The organism is Yinghuangia sp. ASG 101 (genome assembly GCF_021165735.1).
GTDB lineage: Bacteria > Actinomycetota > Actinomycetes > Streptomycetales > Streptomycetaceae > Yinghuangia.
In genome coordinates, this window is record NZ_CP088911.1 from 4889975 (window position 1) to 4909832 (window position 19858).

At 72.2% G+C, this 19858-nt stretch carries 14 protein-coding genes and 1 pseudogene; 8 read left to right on the forward strand and 7 right to left on the reverse strand.

Annotated features, from left to right (window positions below):
• Positions 1-181: 181 nt before the first annotated feature.
• From ychF to LO772_RS21110, 4 genes are all read left to right on the forward strand, one after another.
• Positions 182-1255, forward strand: coding sequence for a redox-regulated ATPase YchF (ychF, locus tag LO772_RS21095; protein WP_231773592.1), 1074 nt, complete (start codon positions 182-184; stop codon positions 1253-1255).
• A gap of 1106 nt (positions 1256-2361) precedes the next feature.
• Positions 2362-3984, forward strand: a complete 1623-nt coding sequence (locus LO772_RS21100; RefSeq protein ID WP_231773593.1) for a glycoside hydrolase family 26 protein — start codon at positions 2362-2364, stop codon at positions 3982-3984.
• 195 nt (positions 3985-4179) lie between these two features.
• Positions 4180-5598 (forward strand): glycosyltransferase family 2 protein, encoded by a 1419-nt coding sequence (locus tag LO772_RS21105; RefSeq protein WP_231773594.1) that lies wholly within the window; start codon positions 4180-4182, stop codon positions 5596-5598.
• 73 nt (positions 5599-5671) lie between these two features.
• Positions 5672-7090 carry a glycoside hydrolase family 113 gene (locus LO772_RS21110; RefSeq protein WP_231773595.1) on the forward strand — a complete coding sequence of 473 codons (1419 nt, stop codon included), beginning with the start codon at positions 5672-5674 and terminating at the stop codon, positions 7088-7090.
• Positions 7091-7222: 132 nt separating this feature from the next.
• Here the strand turns inward: LO772_RS21110 and LO772_RS21115 are convergent, their stop codons facing one another.
• Positions 7223-9790, reverse strand: a complete 2568-nt coding sequence (locus LO772_RS21115) for a hypothetical protein (protein WP_231773596.1) — start codon at positions 9788-9790, stop codon at positions 7223-7225.
• Positions 9791-10126: 336 nt separating this feature from the next.
• Between LO772_RS21115 and LO772_RS36375 the strand changes: the two are divergent.
• Positions 10127-10216, forward strand: a pseudogene (locus LO772_RS36375) (DUF2510 domain-containing protein); the annotation flags it as partial.
• Between the two features lie 186 nt (positions 10217-10402).
• Complete coding sequence (locus LO772_RS21120; RefSeq protein WP_231773597.1) at positions 10403-11221, forward strand: LamG domain-containing protein; 819 nt, start codon at positions 10403-10405, stop codon at positions 11219-11221.
• Positions 11222-11272: 51 nt separating this feature from the next.
• Here LO772_RS21120 and LO772_RS21125 read toward each other — a convergent pair whose 3' ends face one another.
• Both LO772_RS21125 and LO772_RS21130 read right to left on the reverse strand, forming a co-directional pair.
• Positions 11273-11794, reverse strand: coding sequence for a hypothetical protein (locus LO772_RS21125; RefSeq protein WP_231773598.1), 522 nt, complete (start codon positions 11792-11794; stop codon positions 11273-11275).
• A gap of 524 nt (positions 11795-12318) precedes the next feature.
• The gene (locus LO772_RS21130) at positions 12319-12618 is read right to left on the reverse strand and encodes a 4a-hydroxytetrahydrobiopterin dehydratase (protein WP_231773599.1); all 300 of its coding nucleotides are present in this window, start codon (positions 12616-12618) and stop codon (positions 12319-12321) included.
• Between the two features lie 120 nt (positions 12619-12738).
• On the opposite strand from LO772_RS21130, the gene LO772_RS21135 reads away from it, so the two are divergent.
• Positions 12739-13179: a (deoxy)nucleoside triphosphate pyrophosphohydrolase gene (locus LO772_RS21135; RefSeq protein ID WP_231773600.1), complete on the forward strand. Its 441-nt coding sequence runs from the start codon at positions 12739-12741 to the stop codon at positions 13177-13179.
• A gap of 60 nt (positions 13180-13239) precedes the next feature.
• Positions 13240-15705 (forward strand): SpoIIE family protein phosphatase, encoded by a 2466-nt coding sequence (locus LO772_RS21140; RefSeq protein ID WP_231773601.1) that lies wholly within the window; start codon positions 13240-13242, stop codon positions 15703-15705.
• Positions 15706-15845: 140 nt separating this feature from the next.
• On the opposite strand, the gene LO772_RS21145 is transcribed toward LO772_RS21140, so the two are convergent.
• The 4 genes from LO772_RS21145 to LO772_RS21160 form a co-directional block, all read right to left on the reverse strand.
• Entirely contained in the window at positions 15846-16595 is a 750-nt protein-coding gene (locus LO772_RS21145; RefSeq protein WP_231773602.1) for a succinate dehydrogenase/fumarate reductase iron-sulfur subunit, read from the reverse strand.
• Positions 16595-18532, reverse strand: coding sequence for a fumarate reductase/succinate dehydrogenase flavoprotein subunit (locus tag LO772_RS21150; RefSeq protein WP_231773603.1), 1938 nt, complete (start codon positions 18530-18532; stop codon positions 16595-16597). The genes LO772_RS21145 and LO772_RS21150 overlap by 1 nt, the downstream gene beginning before the upstream one ends.
• 52 nt (positions 18533-18584) lie before the next feature.
• Positions 18585-19379: a hypothetical protein gene (locus LO772_RS21155; RefSeq protein ID WP_231773604.1), complete on the reverse strand. Its 795-nt coding sequence runs from the start codon at positions 19377-19379 to the stop codon at positions 18585-18587.
• A gap of 128 nt (positions 19380-19507) precedes the next feature.
• Positions 19508-19831: a hypothetical protein gene (locus LO772_RS21160; protein ID WP_231773605.1), complete on the reverse strand. Its 324-nt coding sequence runs from the start codon at positions 19829-19831 to the stop codon at positions 19508-19510.
• Positions 19832-19858: the final 27 nt, after the last annotated feature.

Below are 19858 nucleotides of genomic sequence, written 5' to 3' on the forward strand. Positions count from 1 at the left end.
TTTCTCCCCGCGGTCGAGTCCCCCCACGGTCTGCCCGGCCGGCGCCCCTTGGCCCGGCCGTTCGCCGAGCCTATCGCCGAGGTGCGAGCGCCCGCCGGGGTCTCGCGCCGCGCGGATAGAATGGGCGGTCGGTGTGCCGTCGCGCGCCGTCTCCTCACCTCGTCAACCCAGGGAAGCCACGTTGTCGCTCACCATCGGAATCGTCGGTCTGCCCAACGTCGGCAAGTCCACCCTGTTCAACGCCCTCACGAAGAACGACGTGCTCGCCGCGAACTACCCGTTCGCGACCATCGAGCCCAACGTCGGCGTCGTCGGCGTGCCGGACGAGCGGCTGCACAAGCTCGCCGAGATCTTCGGCTCGCAGAAGGTGCTCCCGGCGACCGTCGACTTCGTCGACATCGCGGGCATCGTCCGCGGTGCCTCGGAAGGCGAGGGCCTGGGCAACAAGTTCCTCGCCAACATCCGTGAGTCGGACGCGATTTGCCAGGTCATCCGCGTCTTCACCGACCCGGACGTCGTGCACGTCGACGGCAAGGTCTCGCCGAAGAACGACATCGAGACCATCAACACCGAGCTGATCCTCGCCGACCTCCAGACCATCGAGAAGGTCCTGCCGCGTCTCCAGAAGGAGTCGCGCCTGAAGAAAGAGTCCGCGGAGGCCGCGAAAGCGGTCGAAGAGGCACAGAAGGTGCTGGAGAGCGGGCAGACCATCTTCGCGGCCGGCCTCGACTCGGCCCCGCTGCGCGAACTGCACCTGCTCACCGCGAAGCCGTTCCTGTACGTCTTCAACGTCGACGAAGACGAACTGGTCAACGAGGACCTCAAGAACGAGATGCGCGCCCTGGTCGCCCCCGCCGAGGCGATCTTCCTGGACGCGAAGATCGAGTCCGAGCTGATCGAACTCCCCGACGACGAAGCCCTCGAACTGCTCCAGGGCCTCGGCCAGGAGGAGTCCGGCCTCGCGAACCTCGCCCGCGTCGGCTTCGCGACCCTCGGCCTCCAGACCTACCTCACCGCCGGCCCCAAGGAAGCCCGCGCGTGGACCATCAAGAAGGGCGCCACCGCCCCCGAGGCCGCCGGCGTCATCCACACCGACTTCCAGCGCGGCTTCATCAAGGCCGAGGTCATCGCCTTCGACGACCTCGTCGAAACCGGCGGACGCACCGAGGCCCGCGCCAAGGGCAAGGCCCGCATGGAGGGCAAGGACTACGTCATGCAGGACGGCGACGTGGTGGAGTTCCGCTTCAACGTGTGATTCCCCGACCGTCCACAGGCGCCGACCGGGAGGTGGTCGGCGTCGGCATCGGTGATGTCGGGCGCGGGCGGCGGCCGGTTCTTCGGGAGACGGGGCCGTGGCGTTCGGGGGTGGTGGGCGGTCCGGCGACCGGCGGGACAAGCGTTCGGTAGAGTCCGTGCGGCGTGCGTGGGGGGCCGCTGTGGCGATCGCGAGAGCGCGTGCCAAGCCTTTGGGGGGTGTCGGCTTACATGGATTCCGGTCCACAGGTCGCGGACGAGCCGTCGTCCGCGTCCCGCCGCATGCCCGTCGAACCGCCGGTGGATCCGGCCGACGAGCCCCGGGTTTTCGTGACCGCGGAGTCCGAGCCGGGTGCGGAAGGGGACGGCCTCGGGGCCGAACCGCGGGGCGCCGGCACGGTCGGCGCGGCGCCCGCGCACACATCGCGCACCACACCCGAGCCTCCGCGCGTGCCACCTCGGCCGCGCCGGTCGCCCGAGGCACGAGAGACGCGACCGGGGTCCGAGCCGCGCGGGCCGTCCGAGCCGTACGAGCGCGCCGAGGGACCACGCCCCCCGAAGCCTTCCGCGCCCCCACCCGAGGCACGCACGGTGTCGGAGCCGCGTACGTCGGGCGGGGGTTCGGGGGCGGCCGAGTCTCGCGAGTCGCCTGAGGCCACGGGGTCCGAGGCGTCCGGGGTGGCCGAACCCCGCGTGTGGGCTGAGCCTGTCGGGTCCAAGTCCCGCGTGTCGCGCGCGGGGTCCGAGGTGTCCGCGCCGCGTATGTCGGGCGGGGGTTCGGGGGCGGTCGAGTCTCGCGAGTCGCCTGAGGCCACGGGCTCCGAGGCGTCCGGGGTGGCCGAACCCCGCGTGTGGGCTGAGCCTGTCGGGTCCAAGTCCCGCGTGGCGCGCGCGGGGTCCGAGGTGTCCGCTCCGCGTATGTCGGGCGAGGGGGCGGGGGCGGCCGAGACCCGCGAGTCGCCTGAAGCCACGGGGTCCGAGGCCCGCCCGTCGCGCGAGGGGCGCGAGGCGTCCGCGGTGGTCGGGTCCGGTGGGGTGGTTCGGCCGTCGAGGCCGTCCGTGCCTCCGCGGCCCGGTGTGCCGCCGCGACCGGTGGTGCCCGCGGGGGTGCCCGACGTCACCCGGATCGCGTCGCATCGGCCCAGGCGGCCCACCGTGCCGCCGCCCGCGCCGGAACCCACGTGGCGCCGCCCGCCGCACCTGCCGCCGCCCGCCGCCCCGAAGGGGAAACCGGAGCGGCGCGGCCTCGCCCGCCTCCGTGCGCTCCGGCTGCCGCCGGTGACAGGGCGGTGGCGCCTGCCGACCACCCGTGCGCGCACGGGGTGGCTCGGCGCCGGATTCGTCGGGGTCCTCGTGATCGCCCTCGTCGCGGTCCTGCTCACCGACGACGGATCGCCGGATCCGCACGACACGGCCACCGTGCGGCAGGAAGTGCGGTCCATGGAGGGCGCGCTGCTGCGGCGCGACCCGATGGCCTCGCCGGCGGCGCAGTCGGTGTACGCGCTGCTCGCGCGGATGGAGACCGCCGCGCGGGCCGGCACCAGCGAGGGCACCGTCATCGGGCAGCACGTCGAGATCCACAACGAGCGCAACAACCCCTTCTACGGCGACTACCGGGGCACCAAGCCGCCCGGCTACTACTACGGGCGCGTCGGCGAGATCGCCGGGCTGCTGCCCGGGTTCGTCGAGGTCGACCTCGGCCCCGGGTACGGCGACAGCAACTGGGGCGTCGGCGACCCGCGCTGGTACTCCGAGGGCAAGTGGCCCACCTGCCGCGAGGAATGGCAGTACACCAACGACGCCGTCGACCTGCTGCACGGCGTCTGGAACGGCGTACCGCGCGGCAGCGACGGCAGGCCGCAGCCCCGGACGCAGTGCGACGGGACCACCAGCACGCTCCCGGACAACGGCGCGCGTCCGTCCGGGATGGTCGGCATGTCGTTCCACGAGCCGTACCCCGGCAGCCCGGTCAAGGCGTACGACCAGATGATGTGCGCGAACTCGCCCGCCGCGAAGGACCCGACGTGGTTCGGCCGGGTCGTCGACTTCACCGCGAACACCCCCGAGTACCAGGCGCTCCTGACCGACTTGGCGTTCCTCGCCGACCACCTCGCCGCCCTGGCCCGGGACGACGTGCCGGTGCTGCTGCGGCCGTACCACGAGATGAACGCCACCGGGTGCGGCGGCTTCTGGTGGGCCGGCCAACAGCCCGAGCAGTTCAAGGCGTTGTGGCGCATCATGTACGACTACCTGGTCACGACCCGCGGCCTGCACAACCTGGTCTTCGTGTGGTCGCCGTCGGGTTGGGACGGCAAGCGCGGCACCGAGCCGTGGGCCTACTACCCGGGCGAGCAGTATGTCGACGTGGTCGGCATCGACGACTACAGCGACAGCCCCGAGGCTCCCTACGGCGACGGCTCGTGGACGGAGGAGTGGTACCGGGGGCTGGCCGACTACGGCAAGCCGCGCATGCTCGCCGAGACGTTCCACATGCCCGTCAACCGGTTCCAGCAGGACACCCTCGCGCGCACCCCGTGGGTGATCTGGAACGTGTGGGGTCAAGCCGTCACCGAGACGAACCTCAGCGAGCCGACGGGCAAGAACACCGCCGAGGACGTCCGCGCGACCTACCGCTCACCGCTCGCGATCACGGGCGGGACGCCCGGCGGCGCGCCGGTGCCCAAGGGCGTCCGAGCGCCGTTCGACTGGCTGGCCGTGCGAAAACCGTGAGCGGGACCGCCCTGGGGAACGAGGCGGGTACGCAGGGAAGTTCGTCACATTTTTGCGACAGAATCCCCCGGCAAATCATGGTATGTCGGAGATCCGAGCTTTCTTCTTTGGCATCGTGCTGTGGATAGCCGCCGCGCAAAGTTCACAATCACTTGCGGTGGAAACACGGACGGTGACGGGGAGAATACCGAGAGCATGTCCCGCCAGACCGCCAAACTCGCGCGCCGACTGGCCAATTGGAAACCGGGGATCCTCCCGTTCGCCATCCCCTTCGTGGTGATCACCGGCGTCGGGCTGTGGACCTATTCGCCCAACCGCACGCCGCTCGGCTGGCTGCTCACCGTCGTGTGGTCGCTGCCGGTGCTCGGCGTGCTGGTCGGGTTGCAGGGCGCGCTGATGATCCGCCGCCGCCAAAAGCGCGTACACGAAATGGTCGAGGCCGCACCGGCCGACAAGAACCTGCTGATCGTGCTGGTGCCGACCATCGGACGCCACGACACCTACCCGGCACTGGAACGCTCGGTCTCGTCGTTCGCCGAACACCTCCCGGAGTTCTTCCCGCACCTGCGCATCGACGTCCTGACCGAGGAGGGCTGCGAGGCCGCCGACCGCATCGACGCGCTCGCCGCGACGAGTGACGCGATCCGCGTCGTGACGGTGCCCAGGGCGTACGCGACCCCCAACGGCACGCGGTTCAAGGCCCGCGCCAACCACTACTCGCACGAACTGCGCATCGCCGAGGGCGAGGCGCGGCACGAGGTGTGGGTGCTGCACATGGACGACGACACCGGCGTCGGCCCCGACACCGCCGCCGCGCTCGCGCAGTTCGTCAACCGGCAGAACCGCAAGTCGCCGGACGAAGAGAAGCACATGGCGCAGGGCATCCTGACGTACCCGCGCGAACACGGCGTCAGCCGCTTCACGTGGCTCGCCGACGCCGTGCGCCCCGCCGACGACATAGCGCGGTTCCGGGCGCTCACCGGCCTCGGCACCCCGGCCGCCGGCGTGCACGGCGAACTCCTGCTGATGCGCGCCGACATCGAGGCCGAGATCGGCTGGGACTTCGGACCGAAGGCGATCGTCGAGGACGCGCAGCTCGCCCTCACGTTCTGCCGCCGCTACCCGGGCCGCAGCGACTGGTTCAACGGCCGCTGCTACGGAGCGTCCCCCGCGACCGCGCGGGACTTCGTGAAACAGCGCGAACGGTGGGCGTGGGGGCTCATCGGCCTGTGCTTCGACCGCTCGATCCCGCTGCGCTACCGGTGGTTCCTGTCCGCGTGCGTGGTGACGTGGGTCCTCGGCCCCCTTCAGCACATCGCGGTGATCCTCGCGCTGGCCTGGGCGACCGGCGACACCAACACGTCGCCCGTCGCCCAGACCGTGATCGTGCTGTGGGCGCTCAACTTCGCCTATGTGCTGTGGATGTACTGGGAAGGGCTGCGCCTCAACGGGCTGGTGTCCGCCAACGGCCGGCGGCTGTGGTGGGAGCCGATCGCGGTGATCGTCCTCATCCCGGTCTTCTCGGTACTCGAAGGGCTGGGCGGCCTCCGCGGCTTCCTGAAGTTCATCCGAGGCGAGGACAACAAGTTCGTCGTGATCGCGAAGCCCGCGTGAACCGCGTGCGCGCGTCGTCCGCAACCGAGACCGTGCGCGGGGTGCGTGCGGTCCGCCCGAGGAGCAGTCTCTGATGTCCCGGTCCCAGCTCCCCAAGCTGGCGGTCCTCCCGGTCACGGTGGTGGCCGCCGTCGTCGCGCTGCCGGTCGCGTTCGGTGTCAACCCGCTGCGCTGGTCCGAGGGCTCGGCGGTGCCGCGCGTCGTCACGGACGACCGCAAGCCCGCCGCCGAGGCCGCCGCGGCCCGGCCGGAGTTCGCCGACCCGGTCCTCGACCCCGCCGAACCGGTCGCGCCGCCTCCGCCGCCCCCGCCGGCCGGCGAGCCCGAGCCGCAGGTCCCCCGCGTCGCGCAGCCGTGGCAGCCGGGGATGCCGCAGTGGGGCGTCCAGTTGTACTGGGAGGACATGCAGACCGACGACGAGAGCGCCATCCGGGGCAAGGCCCGCCGCCTCGCGGACTACCTCGTGTCGCTCAACGCCAACTCGGTCGCGCTGTCGTTCCCCGTCTACACGAGCGGCATCGACGCCGACGAGGTCTTCGCGGGGCCCAAGACGCCGTCCGTGGAACGCGTCACCCCGGTCGTCGAGACGCTGCACGCGGCCGGACTGCGGGTCAGCCTGCGGCCGATCCTCGACGAGCGCGAACTGCTGCCGGAGTGGCGCGGGGCGATCAAACCCAAGGACAAGGACGCGTGGTTCGCGTCGTACCGCGACCTGCTGCTGCCGTACGCCGAGATGGCGGAACGCGAGGACGTCGCGACCATCGTGGTCGGGGTGGAACTCGCGTCGATGGAGGACGAGGTCGCGCGCTGGAACGGCTTCCTGGCCGCGCTGCGCGAGGTGTTCGGCGGGGAGCTGACCTACGACACCAACTACCCCAACTTCCTGGAGAATTCGAGCAGGGTGCCGGTCGACTCGACCGGCGTCGACGCGTACTTCCCGGTCAAGAACCAGCCGGACGACGCGAGCGTCGACACCATCGCCGCCGCCTGGAACACGTGGCTCGACCAGCGGTCGACCGGTCCGATGTCCGACGTGGTGATCTCCGAGACGGGAATCGGCGCCCAGAACGGCGCGTTCGCGGCGCCGGGCGACTTCTACCGCTACGGGACGGTCAACGCGAGGGTCCAGGCCACGTGGTACACCGCCGTGTGCCAGGTGGTGAAACAGCGTCAGATGGCGGGCGTGTACTGGTGGTCCGTCAACTTCCACGACGACCCGACCACGCCGCCGACCTCGGCCAACTCACGGCTCGACTTCGCGGCCCGGCCGGCCACCGAGCAGGCCGTGCGCGGATGCTTCGGCGGCGCGCCCGCCGCCTCGCCGGAGGACCCCGCGACGTCGCCGACCGGGTCCCCCACGGGCAAGTCGACGACCAAGCCGCCGTCCGGGACCACCAAGTCGCCGACGACCAAGCCGTCGTCGAAGACCACGAAGCCGTCGGGCGGGCAGACGACCAGGAGGCCCACGGCCACGACGTCGTCGAGCGACTGACGGGCCGCCGGGCCCGACCCCGGCCCGACACAGGGCCCGATCACAGGGCCCGACCGATCAACCGAACCGCCGGGCTCGGCCGACGGCCCGCACGGGCGGCCCGGCCGACGGCCGAGGTCCACAAGGCACGGCCTAGGCCCGACTGCCCGGCGCCCGCTCCGAGTTCGCCCCCGGATCGGCACCCGGCTCATCGCCGCCCGAGCGCGCCGCGACCGCCTTCGCGACCTGCTCCTCCACCCACGGCGCCGCGAACTCGCGTCCGTCCCGCGTCAATCGGTGCGAGTCCAGCGCGGTGTAGAACGCCCGGCCACCCGGCACCCCGATGCGGCACGCCCCGCTCGCGCACAGGTACGCGTCGAAGTCCGCGGGCAGCACCCGGCCTTGGTGGGTGTCCGCGAACTCCTTGACGCGCTGGTTGTAGCACGCCGTGTCGATCGGGTCCGCCGAGCTGTTGTCCAGCCGCTCGTTGAGCACCACCACCGCCGCGTTGTCGGTGTTGGTCTCGATCACGCGCAGCGCCTGGTCCAGCAACTCCAGGTACAGCGCCCGGTATTCGGGTGAGCACGCGGTCCGCCACGTGCCCTGGAGCAGCGGTTGGGCGGCATCGCGCCCGAGGTGCAGGATCACCGCGTCCGGCTCGGTGTCGCGCAGTTCGCGGGCCCAATCCCGGGCCCAGTCACCGCAGTTCGGCGCGTCGTGTTCGGTCGCCGTGCGGTCGCGGATGCGCGGCACGGCGAGGATCCCGCAGTCCGCGCGCCCGGACCCGACGCCGCTGACGCCCGCGTACCGCTCGCCGCCGGCATTGAGCCCGGCGGCCAGGTCACCGGCCAGGCCGTCGCCCAGTCCGATCACCAACGGCCTTCCGCCGGGCCGGAGTTCGTTCTCGATCTGGGTCGGCAGCCGGTACGCCCCGGCCCCCACCGCCGCGACCAACGCCACCACCACGAGGCGCTGCGGCCAACCGCGCCACCGCCGCCGTCCGGCCCGGAACCCGGTGTAGTGCACGATGAGCGCGAGCAGCCACGTGACACCGGCGCCGATGCCCAGCACCGCGCCGTCCGAGATGTCCGACCAGCCGTGCCGCAGCAGCCACGCCAGGGGCGGGAAGAGCAGCAGGACCGGGTAGGCCATGCGCCCGATCTCCTCGCCGGCCTGGTTGCCGAACGCGCGTGCGAGCCACCCGGTCGCGGGCGCGAGCGCGAGCGCGGTCACCGCCGCCGCGCACGCGACGACCGCGCTGACGGTCACGTCGCGACCGTCGAAGAGCAGGCCGTCGGGATGGCGGTACGCGTACCAGCCCGACGCGGCGAGCGCGGCGACACCGGCGAGGACCGCGCACGCCGACACCGCGGCGGCCACCCCGCCCCGGCGCGCGCGCGAGCCCTCGCCGTCCGCCGTCCCGGCGCCCGCGCGACCGGCGGCCTCGTGCGCGATCAGCGCGGCGGTGGCCCCCGCGAACAGGTCGACCAGGCGCGTGTGCGTCCCGAGCGCGGTCCAGGCGGGGTCGTCGGCCTCCCACAGCTTCGCCGCCAGCGGGGCCGACGCCGCGAACCCGCCGAACGCGATCACCGCGACGGGCACCGCCCGGCGCCCGGCCGCGAGGAACAGCGCGGCCAGCACCAGAGGCCACACCAGGAAGAACTGCCCGAGGACACTCAGCACCCACACGCCGGCGAGCGGCCCCGAGACGTCCGGGCCCACACCGATCGCGGCACCTTCCGACGACCGCGCCAACGGCTCCCAGTTGCCGACCTGGAGCAGCCCCGCGAACACCGCCCGGCGGATCTCGCGCGCCTCCGGCAGCGGGCTCAGCTCGTAGGCGCAGGCCACGACGATCAGCAGCACCGCCGCCAGCCACGGCAGCGTCTGCTTGACCCTGCGCACGTAGTACGCGGGCAGGGCCCGCACCCCGTCCCGCCGCAACACCCGGGTCAGCGCCGCGGTCAGACAGAACGCCGCCACCGTGAAGATCGTGTCGACCGCGACCCACGAGACGGCCCCCGCGACCCGGGGCCTCAGGACGCCGGAGAGCGCGACCACCGCGGCAACCACCGCGAGCCCGAGCAACCCGTGCACGGCGGCAGGCGTCGCGACGGGGAGTTTCCGGTCGGTTGCCGCGGGGGCCTCGGCGCTCGCGGTCCGCGGGACGAGGGCCCGCGACGGCGAGGGGTCGGATGCGCCCGGCGCCTCCGAAGGCCCGGACGACGCCTCGGGCCCCGGGATGTCGCCCCCGCCCGGCGCGGACGCGTCGGAGGGCCCGGCGGCCGGCGGACCGTCGTCGGTCGTTATCGGGACCAGCCGGGCCGTCTGGGCGCTCCGCGCGGACGCGGGGTCCGGCAGCGCGATCTCCGTCGACGGCGACGGGGCCTCCGCCGCCCGGGACGGTTCGTCCGGCGTCGGGGCCGGGTCCGCGGGCGTCCGCGCCGCGGTCTCCGCGGTCCGTGCGACCTGCCGCGCCTCGGGCGCGGGGTCGCCGTTCTGCTGTTGCTGCGGTTGGGGCGACAGCCGGGGCGAGAAGAAGTCGTACCCGGTGCCCTGCTGCGGGACGTGACCGCTCGGCAGCGCACGTGCGGGTATGCGGCCGTTCTCCTCCGGGGGGCCGTCCGGAGGCCCGTCCGAGGCGCCGTCCGGAGGCTCGTGCGCGGGGCCGTGACCGCCCGAGCCCTCGATCGTCCGCCCCGGGTGGTGGTGCTCGGGCATGGATTCCGGCCCCGTTTCGTGTTGACTGCCTGACGGCCACCGTCGCGTGTCGCCCCCGGCAACCGGTTATAGCAAAGTCGGCACAGGCGCCGTTGCCGTCCGCGGCGCGGCCGACGACCGGGGGAGAGCGGGGCTTTCGCGGCCCGGAACGGACTCGTACCCCTGCTCCGGTCCGCCCGAGTGCCCTTGGTCACCCTACGCGGCGCGCGAAATGCACGGATTGGCAGGGGATGCCGGGGTTGATTCCGCAACCTCTGGTGACGCTGCGGTGAAGTCGTCGACTGTTGCCAATTCCGCACACTGCCTGGCCTTTTACGGGTGCTAGTATCTCGCGCCATGGCGACGGGAGGCAGGCCGAGCGGCTGGTACCAGGACCCTTCGGGGAGACCTAACTCCCTGCGGTGGTGGGATGGTTCGACCTGGACGGAGGACTATCGGAGCACCAGCGACTTCGTACGCTCGTCGACGGTCTCACCACAGCCGTCCTCTCCGGCCCCGCCCCCCTACGAACCCGAGGTCCGGGCGGCGGAACCCACGGCCGGCGCACCGGCCTTCCCGTCCCCCGCGAACGAGACGCCGTCATGGACGCCGCCGTCCGTCGCGCCGACTCCCGTGCAGTTCGAGGCGGTCGAGCCGGACCGGACCAAGAAGCGCGTCGTCATCGCCGTCGTCACGGTCGTCCTGGTCGTCATCGCGGGCGTCGCCGGCTTCTTCATCGGAACCTCCGGCGACGACGACAAAGGCTCCTCCGCCGGCTCGACGTCGGGGCCGCCGTCCGCTCCCACGGTCAGCGTCCCGAACCTGGTCGGCTGGTGGAAGCTCGCCGACGGGCAGGGGCTGGCCGCCGCCGACGCGACCGGCAACCAGCCCGCCGGCGTGGCCGGTGCCGTCGACTGGTCGCAGGACCGGGGCGGCAGCATCGTCCTGGCCGAGAACGGCAGCCTCGCCACCACGCGCCCGGTCGTCGACACCACGAAGAGCTTCACCGTCTCGGCGTGGGCGAAGCTGTCCGCGACGGACGGCAACAAGACCGTGGTCGCGCAGGACGGCGCCAACGTCAGCGGCTTCTACCTGCACTACAACCACACCGCGGACACGTGGGCCTTCGTCCGCACGTCCGAGGACACGGCCAGCCCGAAGACCTGGTACACCGCCCTCGCCACCGCACCGGTCGCCAAGGACACGTGGACGCACCTCGTCGGCGTGTACGACGCGACCGCCGGCCAGATCACGCTGTACGTCAACGGCCAGCCCCAGAAGTCGGTCGCGGCCCCGACCGTGTGGAAGGCCGACGGCCCGCTCACCATCGGCCGCGCGAAGAACAACTCCGACCTGTTCACCGGCGGCATCGCCGACGTCGAGGTCTTCGACCGGGTGCTCACCGCCGAGGAGATCAAGTCACTCCCCGCGAACCCCGGTCTCGCCAACTAGCGGCACGCCCGCATCGCGAAATCCCGCGCCTTCGCGCGGGATTTCGTCGTGTCAGGAGCCGCCCGGGCCGTAGCCCTGGAGATACCCGACGGCCGGCTGGACCGGGACCCACAGGGTCACCACGCCCGATTGCGCGAACCTGAACGTCACGAGGCGGGTGTCCCCGGCCCGCACGATGTTGTCGGGGTTCTGCAGCACGGCGGTGGTGTTGCCCGGGCCGCCGACGGTCAGGGTCTGCCCCTGGGGGATCTGGAGCTGGGGGCGGTTCGGCGCGGGGGTGATCGCCGCGTTCTGGGGGAGTTCGTTCACCGAGATGAGTTCGAGCCGGTCGGTCGCGGCGCCCCCGTTGTAGACGGACGCGACGACGGCGAGCGGCCCGCCGCCGCCCTCCGGCCCGGTCACCAGCAGGACGTCCTGCACCTTGAGCGCCCCGAGCGTGGTCTCGGGGGTGTCCGGGCGGATCAGCAGCGTCTCCGCGTCCGACCCGGCCGAGCAGGCGCTCAGCGCGGCGGACGGGACGGCGACGAGCAGCGCGGCGGCGAGGGCCAGGCGGAAACGACGGGGTTGCGGCACGGCGTCTCTCCAAAACACTCGGGAACGGCGCCGCCCCGGGGCGAACGGGCACGGACGCTGCGCCGCGCATATCCGCAAAACCGGAAAAGTATGTCTCGCGGGCCGACCACCGGGCCGCACCGGAGCGGCCGGGCCGCCACGGCGGCTCCGCCGCAGCCGCGAGGCCTCCCGGGCGGGGTCGACGCGTCGCCGGGCCCGCGCGGCGGCCTCGTCGCCGCGCACCGGCACCCGCGCCGCGGGGGCGGGCGGTCACCGTTCCCTCCGAGCGTTTCCGCGCCGAAGCCGCTGGGCTTCCCGGGCGGGGTCGACGCGTCGCCGGGCCCGCGCGGCGGCCTCGTCGGCGCGCACCGGCACCACCGTTCCCCCGAGCGTTTCCGGGTCGACGCGTGCGCCGCGGCCCCGTTGGTGCGCGCCGGACCGCCGGCGTCGGCCCGTCACGCCCCCGAACGGCTCGTGGGCCGGGACAGGGCGCCAGGGGCACGCGGCGTACCCCCGACGACGCCCCCCGGCGCGGTGCGGGTCGCTCAGGCCGGGACGTGCTGGCGCACGATGGCGTCGATGTTTCTCGCCAGTTCGATGTCGAGCGCGGTCACGCCGCCCGCGTCGTGCGTGGTCAGGGCGAAGCGCACGGTGCGCCACCTGATGTCGATGTCCGGATGGTGGTTCATGTCCTCCGCGGCGACGGCCACCACGTCGACGATGCGGATCGCGGTCGGGAAGTCCGGCGCCTCGACGTCGCGGCGGATCCCGTGGAAGTCGCCCTCCCAGCCGTCGAGTGCGGCGAGGGCGGTGAGTACGGACGCTTCGTCCAGCAATTCGGGCATGCGTCGGAGGCTCCTCGCCGCCGACCCCCGGGTCAAGCCCGACACGGCCCCGGCGGTTCCCCCGCTCGTGTTCCTCCGGACGTCCGATTCCCGTCCCCGAACGTCGTAAAGTTGTCGGCCATGGCCCAACCGCCGCAGTCAGCGAGCACCCCCGAAAGCGACACCGTGATCGTCGTGGGGGCGGCGATCCTGCACGGCGGCCGGGTGCTCGCCGCGCGGCGCAGCGCGCCCGCGCATCTGGCGGGCGGCTGGGAGTTTCCCGGCGGCAAGCTGGAGCCGGGTGAGACCGAGGCCGAGGCGCTGGTCCGCGAGTGCCGGGAGGAGCTCGGCGTCTCCGTGCGGGCGGTGCGGCGCCTGCCCGGCACGTGGCCGCTGAACCCCGGGTACGTCCTGCACCTGTGGCACGCGGAACTGCTGGACGGCGAGCCGCGTCCGCTGGAGGACCACTCGGAGCTGCGCTGGCTGGGCCCGCGTGAACTGGACGACGTCCCCTGGCTGCCGCAGGACCGCAACGCCGTGACGGTCGTGGCGCGCCTGATGGCCGGCGCGCCGATGGGCTGATCGAGAGTTCGCAGGCGACGTGTCGAGACCGGGACGAGCGATATGAGGGATCCGCGGTCAATGGAGCAGGACGACAGCATCGGGCGGCCTTCGAGGGTCCCGTCCCCCAATTCGGTGGCGCCCGGCACCCTCTACGATCTGGTGCCCAGTGCCACCTGGGTGCTCGACGCGATGGGCAACGTCATCATGTGGAGCCGGTCGGCCGAAAAGCTGTTCGGGTACGCCCGTGACGACATCATCGGCTGCTGGGCCGGCGACCTGCTCGATCCGCCGCTGCGGGAGTCCGACCGCACGCGCTTCGGCTCGGGCGGCGGCGACGTGGAACTGGTCGGCGGCATCTACCGCATGCGCCGCGCCGACGGCACGGTCGGGGAGTACGAGTCGCGTTCGGCGTTCGTCACCGGCGCGGACGGCACGCGGTCGATCCTCATCACCTCGGTCGAGGCCGAGGCCCTGCACCGGGTGGAGGCCGATCTCGCGATCCGGGAGGCGCTGTTCGACCAGTCGCCCATCGGTGTCGGGATCTTCGACACCGACCTGCGCTATGTCGCGGTCAACGAGGCGCTCGTCGCGATGAGCGGCGTCTCGGCCGAGGAGCATCTCGGCCGCACCATCGACGAGATCATGCCGGGCATCGACACCGCGCGCGTGCGCACGATCCAGCAGCGGGTGCTCGACACGGGCGAACCCGTCGTCGACTCGCGGATCTTCGGCCCGGCGCCCGCGGACGGCGGCCCGCGGACGGTGTGGTCGCTGTCGTACAACCGCCTCCAGGCGCGCGGCGGCAAGACCCTGGGCGTCAGCTGCTCGCTCATCGACGTCACCGAGCGGCACTACGCGATGGTCAAGGTCGACGCGGCGCGCAAGCGGCTGGCGTTGCTCAACGAGGCCGGGACGCGGATCGGGGCGACGCTCGACATCCCGCGTATCGCCGAGGAGTTGGCGGCGTCGGTGGTGCCGGGCTTCGCCGACCTCGCCGCGGTCGACCTGCTCGACGTGGTCATGACCGGCGACGAGATCCCGCCCGGCGCGCACGGCGACACGACGGTGATGTACCGCGCGGCGTCGCGCGGTGCGCGGCCCGGCCGGTACACCGACGAACTGCTGGAGCAGGGCTCGCGGTTGGTGTACTCCGCCGATTCGACGTTCGGGCGCTGCCTGCGCGGCGGCGGGTCGTACCTCGTGCAGAACCTCCAGGACGAGATGTACGAGGAGCTGATCCACGACCCCGCGCGGGCCGCGTCCGCGCGGACGCTCGGGCTGCACACGCTTGTCGTCGTGCCGCTGAGCGCCCGAGGGGTCGTGCTCGGCACCCTGCTGCTGGCCCGGGGCGAGGGACGGCCCGCGTTCGACCCCGACGACCTGACGCTCGCCACCGAACTCGGCGCCCGCGCGGCGGTGTCCGTGGACAACGCGCGGCTCTACCACCGCCAGCGCGAGACCGCGGTCATGCTCCAGCGCAGCCTGCTGCCGCAGGACGTGCCCGAGATCCCCGGCATCGAGGTGGCGCACCGCTACCTGCCCGGCAGCCTGGTGACCGAGGTGGGCGGCGACTGGTTCGACGTCCTGCCGCTGTCCGGCGGGCGCATCGGGCTCGTGGTCGGCGACGTCATGGGCCACGGCGTGCACGCGGCGGCGGTGATGGGGCAGTTGCGCACGGCGGTGCGGACGCTCGCGGGGCTCGACCTGCCGCCGCACGAAGTCATGGGCCATCTCGACGACATCGTCGCGAGCCTGGGCGAACTCCATTACGCCACCTGCGTGTACGTCGTCTACGACCCGGTGGCGCGTACGTGCGAGTTCGCCAACGCCGGGCACCTGCCGCCCGTTCTCGTCTCGCCGGACGGTGTCCCGGTCGTCGTGGAACCGCCGTCGGGAGCGGTGCTCGGCGTGGGCGGAGTGCCGTTCGAGCACATGGAGTTGCGGGTCGATCCCGGGAGCGTGCTGGTGCTCTACACGGACGGCCTGGTCGAGACCCGCGACCGCGACCTGGACACCGGGATCGGCCTGCTGTGCGCGGCGGTCGAGGAGCACCACGGCCCGCTGGAGGAGGCGTCCGACGCGGTCATCGCGTCGCTGCACAAGGATCTGGGCTTCGACGACGTCGCGCTGCTGATGGCCCGCCTCGAAGCCCTGCCCGAGAACGCGGTCGCGTCGTGGTGGCTGCCCGCCGAACCGTCCGTCGTGGCCCGGGCCCGCGCGCTGACCCGGACGACGATGCGCGAATGGCGCCTCGAAGGCCTCGTGGACGTCGCCGAGTTGCTGGTCAGCGAGCTGGTCACCAACGCGCTGCGGTACGGCGCGGGGCCGATCCGGTTGCGCCTGCTGCGCGGCCGGGCGCTGCTGTGCGAGGTGGCGGACGCGGTGCCGACGCTGCCGCGCCTGCGGGAGGCGGGCGACGACGACGAGGGCGGGCGCGGAATGCAGCTGGTGACCACGCTCGCCGAGCGGTGGGGGAGCCGGAGGGCGGGCCACGGCAAGACCGTGTGGTTCGAACTCCAGCTCCCCGCGGGCGGCCACGGATGACGGCACGGGCGTCGCGGCCCGCCGCGCGCCCGCCGCCGACCGCGGCCCACCAGGACGACCGAGCCGACCACGGCCGACCCGGCCGACCACGGCCGACGCCGGGCGAGAGCGGACCCGTCCGCCCGCCCCCGCCGTCCCGCTCAGGCGCGGCGGCGGATCTTGTTGCCGAGCCAGACCAGCGGGTCGTACTTCCGGTCCGCGACGCGCTCCTTCATCGGGATCAGCGCGTTGTCGGTGATCTTGATGTGCTCGGGGCAGACGTCCGTGCAGCATTTGGTGATGTTGCAGTAGCCGAGCCCGTGTTCCTCCTGCGCGGCCTTCTGCCGGTCCGCGACGTCGAGCGGGTGCATGTCGAGTTCCGCGATGCGCATGAGGTAGCGCGGGCCGGAGAACGCCGGCTTGTTGTCCTCGAAGTCACGGATCACGTGGCACGTGTTCTGGCACAGGTAGCACTCGATGCACTTGCGGAACTCCTGCGAGCGCTCGACGTCCACCTGCTGCATGCGGTATTCGCCCGCCGCCAGCCCGGGCGGCGGCGTGAACGACGGCACCTGCCGCGCCTTGGTGTAGTTGAACGACACGTCCGTCACCAGGTCGCGGATGACCGGGAACGTCCGCATCGGCGTCACCGTGATGGTCTCGTCCTCGGTGAACGTGCTCATGCGCGTCATGCACAGCAGCCGGGGCCGCCCGTTGATCTCGGCACTGCACGAACCGCACTTGCCCGCCTTGCAGTTCCACCGCACCGCGAGGTCCGGCACCTGCGTGGCCTGGAGGCGGTGGATGATGTCGAGGACGACCTCGCCCTCGTTCACCTCCACCGTGTAGTCGCGCAGCTCCCCGCTGTCCACATCGCCGCGCCACACGCGGAAGTTGGCCTTGTACGACATCAGTCCGTCTCCTCGTCCGAGGCCGTCCGCGAGTCCGCCTCCGGCGGCAGCTCCGCGTCGGTCAGATACTTGCGCAGCTCGTCGCGTTCGAACAGCGCGAGCAGGTCGGCGCGCATCGGTTCGGGGGTACGCCGGACCAGGTCCACGTGGCCGCCGTCGCGCGCGAGCGTGCACGCCAGCACCACCTTGCGCCATTGCGCGGACATCACCGGATGGTCCTCGCGGGTGTGCCCGCCGCGGCTCTCCTCGCGCTCCAGCGCCGCCTTGGCGATGCACTCGGACACCAGCAGCATGTTGCGCAGGTCGATCGCGAGGTGCCAGCCGGGGTTGTACTGCCGGTGCCCCTCGACGCCGGCCTTCTCGGCCCGCGCCTTGAGTTCCCGCAGCCGGGTCAGCGCCTCGGCCATCTCGCCCTCGCGCCGGATGATGCCCACCAGGTCGTTCATCGTCTGCTGGAGTTCCTGGTGCACCGAATACGGGTTCTCGGCCCCGTCGTTGTCGAACGGCGCCACCGCCTCCGCCGCGGCGGCGTCGATCTGCTCCTGGTCCACGTCGCGGCGCGCGTCACCGAGCGCGGCGGCGTACTCGGCCGCGTGCAGGCCCGCGCGGCGGCCGAACACCAGCAGGTCCGACAGCGAGTTGCCGCCCAGCCGGTTGCTGCCGTGCATGCCGCCGGCCACCTCGCCCGCGGCGTACAGGCCCAGGACGCCGGGCGTCGCGGCGGTGTCGGGGTCGACCTCGATGCCGCCCATCACGTAGTGGCAGGTCGGGCCGACCTCCATCGGCTCGGCGGTGATGTCGACGTCGGCCAGTTCCTTGAACTGGTGGTGCATGGACGGGAGTTTGCGGCGGATCTCCTCGGCGGGCAGACGCGTGGACACGTCCAGGAACACGCCGCCGTGCGGGGTTCCGCGCCCGGCCTTGACCTCGGAGTTGATCGCGCGGGCGACCTCGTCGCGCGGCAGCAGCTCGGGCGGCCGGCGGTTGTTGTCCGGGTCGGAGTACCAGCGGTCGCCTTCCTCCTCGGACTGCGCGTACTTCTCCTTGAACACGTCCGGGACGTAGTCGAACATGAAGCGCTTGCCCTCGGAGTTGCGCAGCACGCCGCCGTCGCCGCGCACCGACTCGGTGACGAGGATGCCCTTCACACTCGGCGGCCAGACCATGCCGGTCGGGTGGAACTGCACGAACTCCATGTTGATCAGCGAGGCCCCCGCGAGCAGGGCGAGTGCCTGGCCGTCGCCGGTGTACTCCCACGAATTGGACGTCACCTTGAACGACTTGCCGATGCCGCCGGTCGCCAAGACGATCGCGGGCGCCTCGAACACCACGAAGCGGCCCGACTCGCGCCAGTAGCCGAACGCGCCGCTGATCCGGTTGCCGCCGTCGTCGGCCGGCTCGGTCAACAGGCGGGTGACCGTGGCCTCCTGATACACCCTCAGGCGCGACTCCGGGTCGCCCGTCGCGGCCTCGTCCTCCTGCTGGAGCGCGACGATCTTCTGCTGGAGCGTACGGATCAGCTCCAGGCCGGTCCGGTCGCCGACGTGCGCGAGCCGGGGGTACTCGTGGCCGCCGAAGTTGCGCTGGCTGATGCGCCCGTCCTTCGTGCGGTCGAACAGCGCACCCCAGGTCTCCAACTCCCAGACCCGGTCCGGCGCTTCCTTCGCGTGCAGCTCGGCCATGCGCCAGTGGTTGAGGAACTTGCCGCCGCGCATGGTGTCGCGGTAGTGCACCTGCCAGTTGTCGTTGCTGTTGACGTTCCCCATCGACGCCGCGATGCCGCCCTCGGCCATCACCGTGTGGGCCTTGCCGAACAGCGACTTGCAGACCACGGCGGTGCGCATCCCCCGCGCACGTGCCTCGATGGCCGCGCGAAGTCCCGCGCCGCCGGCCCCGATCACGACGACGTCATAGCTGTGCCGTTCCACTTCGGACATGAAGCTCGGTGCCTCTCTTGGGACGTGAGCAATGTGCGGAAAGAGCCAGGGGCTAGAAGAACGTCGGGTCGTCGAACGCGCCGGACGCGACGAGGTACACGTACAGGTCGGCGATCGCGACGCTGAACAGCGACGCCCACGCGAGCTGCATGTGCCGGGTGTTCAGCCGGCTGACGAACTGCCAGTAGCGGTAGCGCACGGGGTGTTTCGAGAAGTGCTTGAGCCGCCCGCCGATGATGTGCCGGCACGAGTGGCACGAGATCGTGTACGCCCAGATCAGCAGCACGTTCGCGAGCAGCACCAGCGTGCCCAGGCCCATGTGCCCCCACGCGCCGTGCTCGTCGCGGAAGGCGATGATCACGTCCCACGTGAGGATTCCGGCGACGATCACCGCGAAGTACAGGAAGTACCGGTGCGCGTTCTGCAGGATCAGCGGAAACCGCGTCTCACCGGTGTACTTGCCGCGCGGCTCGGGGACCGCGCAGGCGGACGGCGAGGCCCAGAAACCGCGGTAGTACGCCTTGCGGTAGTAGTAGCAGGTGAGGCGGAATCCGAGCGGGAAGATCAAAATGATCAGCGCGGGTGAAAGCGACCACCAGTCGCCGAAAATCGGCGCATTCGCGCTCAACGGCATGCTGTCGCAGTTGGTCGACAGACAGGGCGAGTAGAACGGCGAAACGTAAGGCTCGGCGAAGTAGTTGTCATTGGCGAACGCGCGCCACGTCGAGTAGACGATGAACGCGACCAGAATGGTGACGGTGACGGCCGAGCCCAGCCACCATCGGTCGGTACGGAGATGGCGCTCGGGAATCTGCGCCCTGCCGGGCGCGGCGGTGCCGGTGGCCATGCGTGAATGCCCTTCTCGGCTGCGTGTTCTCAGGTGTCGGCGCTGGGGCGGCACGGGTGACGGGGAAGCCCCGGGGTCCGTGCGCCGCCGTGGGGCGGTCGGCGCACGGACCCCGGGCCGGTCGGCGTTCAGGGCCGCTGGGGCCGCATGCCGCCGATGCCCTCGTCGTCCGCGTCCGCGAACAGCCCTGGGTCGTAGGGGAGTTCGGGGATCGTTTCGAGGTCGGCGCGGGGCTGCGGCGGTCCGGTGCGGGCGGTGCGGGCGGTGCGGGCGGTGCGCGGATCATGCTCGGCGAGCAGCGCGAGCGAATCGCGCAGCCGCTCGACGTCGCCGCAGGCGCGGCGTATGTCGCGCGTGTTGCCCACGCGGCTGCGCATCGAGCGCAGCACGCGGTCGAGTTCGTCCAGCTTCCGCCGGGCGCGGATCAGGTCGTCGTCAACGGTCGCCGTCATGTCGCGCGCTCACCCCCTGGTCGCCGG